The following is a 6,583-nucleotide window of genomic DNA, read 5'->3' as shown; positions in this document are numbered from 1 at the left end:
TTGTAGGGTAGGTTATCAAGTTGTTCGCGTAGCGTGGCCAAAAGGCCAAGGTTGAAAGTTGTTCGCGTAGCGTGGCCAATAGGCCAAGGTTATATAGCGGCTCTTATAGTAATGAGGTACACAGGATTTTTTCCCTATTGTCTATTCTTTGTTCCCTATTCTCTATTCCCTATTCCCTATTCCCTGTTCCCTGTTCCCTTTTCACTAATATTAATTAGCTAAAATAATCATAAAAATACGCTCTTTTTCTCCCCCCTCTCTCCACACTTCCCACCGGGAGCATGTGAAATTCGCATAACAAATGTACTAAAACGACTGATAACTGCTACTCAAGCCCGGAAAACAGTATAGTTCAAGGGTTTGTAGTTCAAGTGTTCTTACAAAATTGACCTGCTCCCATTCTGCTACAAGTGTTCATGGTGTGTTTACAAAAATTCATACAGAGCCTAAAACTTTGCTCCGACTACTTATCCCTCTTCCATCAGACTGGGTTTAAAGCTTGAGTTTTCGTCGGCTGAAACAGCGTAATTTCGTCGAATTTTCCAAGAGTGATAAGAGCGTTATTGGTAAATTGGCAAGATTGTGATATCCTTTGTCGAGAGGATAGATGACAATCTATAAGGAGCAAGCAGCTAAAATGTATTTATTGTGCGTTCCAAAATCAAATGTTGAACACAATATACTTGAAGCTTATAGCATAAAAGACTTAAACGCATCTACCGTCAAAAAAATGTTCAAACTTATTAAGCAGTTTGGATATGTTATTATTCAGCTAAGGTCGTCACAGCACAAGGAAAATTTATTAGAATTATCGCAATATTTTGGCTCGATAGTCAAGCATGAACACTCAGATAAACATGGAATTGTACCCGTAACCCCTCTGGAAAATAGTCCTGGATATGTCAATACAACGACAACAGAACTACCGTTACATACAGATGGTTCTTTTGCTGTGGATCCACCAAAAATAGTAGCCCTCCAGTGCGAAGTTGCTGTAGCAAGTGGTGGTTTAACGACTATTGGAGATGGGAGATTACTGTATGATTATCTAACTGGTACAAATCCCTGTGGATTACTGAATTTATTTCAACCCGATGCCATAACAGTCCAGAGAGAAAATAGACAATCTACTAAACCTATTTTTGAAGAGCATGAGAGTAGAACACGCATCAGATTTAGATGGGATGATGCTGTTAAAATTTCAGTAAAACCAGAAGATTTACCAATAATTAAGACAATAAAATATTTTTTTAATCGACCAGAAAATATGTTACAGTTTAAATTGCAGCCTCAGCAAATTATTATCATGGATAATTCCAGAATATTGCATGGTCGTACTGCTTTTATTCAGGGCTCAAAAAGGTGGCTTAATCGCGTTTGGTTTGATGGTAAATCAGCTTATAGTGAAGAGTTTTGCTTTGGTTTTTCTCCGAGGGAAACCTTAGAAGAATTGAAACAAAAATGTTGTCTATAACTAAAAGGAGGAAAAAACAATGCGAATTATGTTAAAGTCAAAAATTCACAGGGCTCAAGTAACAGAGGCTAACGTCAACTATGTCGGGAGCATTACGGTGGATCGAACCCTGATGGAAAAGGCAGATTTGCTACCTGGAGAAAAAGTACTAGTAGTGGACAATACTAATGGCAACCGTCTAGAAACTTATGTCCTAGAAGGAGAAGCTGATTCAGGAGTAATTTGCATGAATGGCGGCTCCGCCCGTTTAGTTAGTCCAGGGGACCTTATTACTTTGTTAGCCTTTGACGTAACAGACGAAATCAATCCACCGAAAAAAATTCTAGTTGATGAGAATAACAAGTTTCTTCAGTATGTATAAGTAATGAAACTAGCAGCACGAGTTAATCAAGTCAGTCCTTCGCTAACATTGGCAATTACAACTAAAGCTAAGGCAATGAAAGCAGAGGGGCTTGATGTCTGCATTTTCGGTGTAGGTGAGCCGGATTTTCCTACCCCAGCTCATATTACCGCTGCTGCTAAGAAAGCTTTGGATGAAGGCAAAACTCGTTATAGTACAGTAGCTGGAGAATGGGCGTTGCGAGAAGCCATCGCCCAAAAGTTACAAACTGATAACAATCTCTGCTATTCTCCAGAAAATGTCTTGGTTACGAATGGGGGTAAGCACTCTTTATTTAATCTGATGCAAGCCCTCATTGAAGCAGAAGATGAAGTGATCATTCCTGCACCCTACTGGGTTAGCTATCCGGAAATGGTAAAGTTAGCAGGAGGAAAACCAATAATCGTTCACACCAATGAGGAAAATAGTTATAAAATTACTCCTGTTCAACTTCGTCAAGCAATAACCTCTAAAACACGGTTATTTGTACTCAACTCCCCCTCAAATCCCACAGGAATAGTTTATACCCCTGACGAGATTCGAGCCTTGGCAGATGTAGTAGTTGAAGAAGATATCCTAGTAGTCTCGGATGAGATTTACGAACATATTATCTATGATGGTGCTCAACACTTGAGCATTGGCGCTGTCAGTCCGGAAATATTTTCCCGCACTCTACTTAGTAATGGCTTTGCCAAGGCTTACTCCATGGGGGGGTGGCGGGTTGGCTACCTGGCTGGCTCCCAAGAAGTAATCCAAGCTATGAGCAAGATTCAAAGCCACAGTACCTCTAATGTATGTACCTTCTCTCAGTATGGAGCGATCGCGGCTTTATCTAGTTCTCAAAACTGTGTGGAACAGATGCGACAAACCTTTGCCCAACGTCGTCAGATTATGCTAGAGTGCCTTGATAGGATTCCTGGTTTAACCTGTCCCAAACCAAATGGAGCTTTTTATCTGTTTCCCAACATCAGCCAACTAGGGATAAAATCTGAAGAATTCTGCAATGGCCTGTTAGAGTCACAGCAAGTGGCAGCAATTCCAGGAATTGCTTTTGGAGCTGACGATCATATCCGCCTTTCCTACGCTACAGATACAGAAACCATTGAAAAAGGCATGAAACGTCTTGAGGTATTCGTTCGCTCAAAGTTTTGAGTTAACTACTAGTATACAGAGGGTGTTGATCATATGGTGGCAAACCAATTTACAGAAGCTGATACTGAAGCCTATTATGATAACTCGGACGAGCGCTACCGTATTTCTTGGCATCCAGATGGCAGCAAGCATTGGGGATATTTCGATAACTTAGATGACTCCTGTACTTATGAGGATTTTGCCGAGGCTTGTGAACGCTGGGATCAATATATGCTCTCTCAAAGCCAAATTACTGCTGACTCCCGAGTTCTAGAAATAGGTAGTGGAAACGGTAATGCGGCTATTAGGATTGCCCGGCAGAAGGGTTGTGAAGTAGTGGGGGTAGATCTAAGTACTACTCACATCAACAATGCCACAGAAAAGGCCAAGAAAAATCCATCCTTACGCTTATCCTTTCATAAAGCATCAGCAACGGATCTACCTTTTTATGACAGTTCCTTTACCCATGTCTGGAGTCAAGCAACTCTCTACCATATTCACCAACGCCAGCTAGCACTCCAAGAGATCTATCGTGTGCTGGAAATAGGGGGAATCTTTGCTTTTGATGACCTAGTAACACCAGTATCAAAAATCAATATTTCTACCCAAAAACATCTATACGAACGGCTGATCGTTAATGATATGTTTACCCCTGACTTCTACAAAAACTATCTTACCGACTTAGGTTTCAGGCTGTTAGAGACTATGGACTTAAGTCAACATATGCAAAAATGTTATCAAATTCGGTCTGCAATCATTCAACAGCAATATCCAAAACTAAGTAGGTCTTATCAGGAAAGTGCTGCTGCTGTGGAAGCTGGTGATGTAGGTTGGTGGTTCTTCCTCTGTGAAAAGTTAAGCAGCTAAGAGTTTTAACAAAATCCAACTATAAACGACTAGGAGGTTATGATGACAAAAAAATTTACAGAAGCTGATACCCAAAGCTATTACGATAACTCAGATGATCGCTATCGGATTTCCTGGCACCCAGATGGCAGCAAGCATTGGGGATATTTCGACAACTTAGATGAAGTCCACACCTATGAAGACTTTCTGCGTGGCTGCGATCGCTGGAATGAATATATGTTAGAACACAGTGGAATTTCTGCTCAGTCACGGGTACTGGAAGTAGGTTGTGGAAACGGTAAAGCTGCCGTCTGGATCGCTCAGCAAAAGGGTTGTGAGGTTGTAGGAATCGATCTTAGTGCCACTCATATCCGCAACTGCGAAATAAAAGCGAAGGATAATCCTTCACTAAATCTTTCATTCGAGAAAGCATCAATCCTCGATTTGCCTTTCCCAGATGAATCCTTTACCCATGCTTGGAGTCAAGGAACTCTCCTACATATTGAAGAACGAGGTTTGGCACTCAAGGAAATTAGCAGAGTCTTAAAACCCCAAGGACGGTTTGTTTTTGATGACTTAACTACCCCAACCATGGATATTAGTGAATCCACTCGCAAGCACCTCTACGAGCGGTTACTTGTTAATAATCTTTTTACCCCTGAATCCTATCGAGATAACCTGAGTGCGGCAGGTTTTAAGGTGCTGGAAGCGACAGATTTGAGCCAACATATGCAGAAATCTTATGCGATTCAGTCTGATAGAATTCGAGAGCAATATCCGGAACTTAGTGTGTCCTATGGCAAGAGTGCTGGAGCTGTTGAAGCTGGCGAACTGGGATGGTATTTTTTCAAAAGCGAGAAAGTAGGTAATTGATTTGGTTCACACCAGAGAGTTGATTGGCTTACAGGCAAAATTAGCTTTTCACTACCGAACTTGAGAGCAACAGTCAATATTTCTTTCAACAACCAAAAGTAATGATATACAAAAAAGCTCAATGGATATTGATTTGTCTGTGTTAGATCAAAAGGCAAAATATGACCCTATAATCCAATGTACTTCATAACTGCGGGAACCGCTGTAACTTCGCCAGTTGCTTCATTGATGGTTTCAAATTTTTAGCCATCTACAGCATCAACAAACTCACCATCAATGAAGCAAGGAGTCTCTGGTTGAAATTATGCCGCTAGTTGAGGCCAGTCTAATTTGTTAAGTTTCTCAATTATCTTTTGTCTTGCTTGCCATCTTTTTAATCTTCTAAACCATCCGTTCTCATATCGGTTTTATCCAACTGATAATGAGTTGGTAGTGCCTTACCATAAAGTTGGAGGCTGCGATATACTTTGCTATACATTTGTGGATCTTTAGTATAAGAAAAGACTGCGGTGTAGCGTGGAATAGACCCCTCCACTTTTGTTACGCGATGCAGGGAATAGCGACCTTTGAAAATTTGCAGATCCCCTGGTCTTAGATTCAAAGAGGTGACGGGAGTGCGATCGCCTTTGAGTACCTTCATCACACCATCATGATTCTCATCATGGCTCGATCTGATATTATGACAATACTCAAATATCCCCCCTTTCTCTGGAGCTTGAGTAATGACCGTTACCGAAACATGATTATTGTCAAAGTGCCACGGAAACTCCTGTCCTGGTTTAATCACGTTGAAGGCAATATAGGAAAGAGGGTCGGCATATTTGTATAGTTTTTCTTCCTTCAGGCAAGCTTGAATAAATGGTGCGAAAGCTGGCCAGTTATAAAGCTGAAGTATCAGCGAATCAGTGGGAAAAGAATCGGCACGAACAAAACCACTAGTGCGATTGAAGAAAAAACGTTTGGGATGCTCTTTGGGAAGAGATTCGTCATCCTCACTGAAGTAGACATTAGCGAGCATATTAGAGTAATGAGCATGAACTGACAGTTTCTCAGATTCTTTTTTGAACAATTCTAATGCCTCAGAATTAATAAATTCTGGAAGGAGACAACAACCCGTATCATCAAGCTGTCTTTGACAATCTGCAATTAATACTTTTCCGCGATCGCTGGATAGTCGATCGAGGGGATAGCGATCGAGGTTAACTAAATTGCTAGCTTCCTCTAAGGATGATAATTTTGGTAGATTGGTATACATATAGCAAAAAGCACCAAGGCAGAAGGTAGATTTATAAAATGTTCGAGCGCCTCAGAGCAAGAATCTCATGATCGGCGCTCTTCGTCGTTTGTAGTACAGCGCTGCGCGCTGATATATTGACAAGCTTTCCTATAATAAAGTGACTTGTCAATTTTATTCCATCATGACCAGACCCTATAGTCAGGATTTACGCCAACGGGCTCTTAATCTACTAGAAAAATGGATTTAAAACCTTTTCCTCAAATAGCTCCATCGCCAGACCTTTGAACCCCTTTAGATAAGACCTCTTGCATAAGTCTCATAAACCGTGGGTGTTGACAAGGCATGCATGCAAAAGGGATAGATTTTGATTTCATATTTATTTTTGCAAGAGGTCTAATAAAAATCTCCCCATCTCCCCATCTCCCCACCCTCCCCACACTTCCCACACTCCTATTACTTAACTCCAGACTGTACCCGCCACAGCATGGCATAAATTCCCTGTTGCTCTAACAACTGTTCATGTCGTCCTTGTTCTACTAATTTGCCTTGCTCGATTACATAAATACAATCGGCATTGCGGACTGTGGACAACCGATGAGCGATCGCAATGGTTGTGCGATTTTGGGTAATCTTTTCTAGGGAG

General features: G+C 41.1%; 6 protein-coding genes and 1 pseudogene. 5 read left to right on the top strand and 2 right to left on the bottom strand.

Translation table 11 applies throughout. The annotated features are described in order from the left end of the window. The first annotated feature begins 607 nt into the window (after positions 1-607). From F6K49_RS33530 to F6K49_RS33510, 5 genes are read left to right on the top strand one after another with little or no spacing between them, the layout of a single operon-like run. Positions 608-1,474, top strand: coding sequence for a TauD/TfdA family dioxygenase (locus F6K49_RS33530; protein WP_075896716.1), 867 nt, complete (start codon positions 608-610; stop codon positions 1,472-1,474). A 19-nt stretch (positions 1,475-1,493) separates the two neighbouring features. Further along, complete coding sequence (gene panD, locus F6K49_RS33525; protein WP_075896718.1) at positions 1,494-1,835, top strand: aspartate 1-decarboxylase; 342 nt, start codon at positions 1,494-1,496, stop codon at positions 1,833-1,835. A 3-nt stretch (positions 1,836-1,838) separates the two neighbouring features. Further along, on the top strand, positions 1,839-3,005 hold the full coding sequence (locus tag F6K49_RS33520; RefSeq protein ID WP_075896720.1) for a pyridoxal phosphate-dependent aminotransferase: 1,167 nt from the start codon (positions 1,839-1,841) through the stop codon (positions 3,003-3,005). A 33-nt stretch (positions 3,006-3,038) separates the two neighbouring features. After that, a complete protein-coding gene (locus F6K49_RS33515; protein ID WP_075896722.1) occupies positions 3,039-3,851 on the top strand; it encodes a class I SAM-dependent methyltransferase in 813 nt (270 codons plus the stop codon). A 39-nt stretch (positions 3,852-3,890) separates the two neighbouring features. Beyond that, positions 3,891-4,703, top strand: coding sequence for a class I SAM-dependent methyltransferase (locus F6K49_RS33510; RefSeq protein WP_081431065.1), 813 nt, complete (start codon positions 3,891-3,893; stop codon positions 4,701-4,703). Between the two features lie 373 nt (positions 4,704-5,076). Here F6K49_RS33510 and F6K49_RS33505 read toward each other — a convergent pair whose 3' ends face one another. Further along, positions 5,077-5,958 (bottom strand): 2OG-Fe(II) oxygenase, encoded by an 882-nt coding sequence (locus F6K49_RS33505; protein WP_075896726.1) that lies wholly within the window; start codon positions 5,956-5,958, stop codon positions 5,077-5,079. A 435-nt stretch (positions 5,959-6,393) separates the two neighbouring features. After that, positions 6,394-6,583 (bottom strand): annotated as a pseudogene (locus F6K49_RS33500) (ABC transporter); the annotation flags it as partial.

The organism is Moorena sp. SIO3I6 (assembly GCF_010672095.1).
Note: the sequence above shows the minus strand (reverse complement) of the source record. Positions and strands in the feature narration are given on the sequence as shown.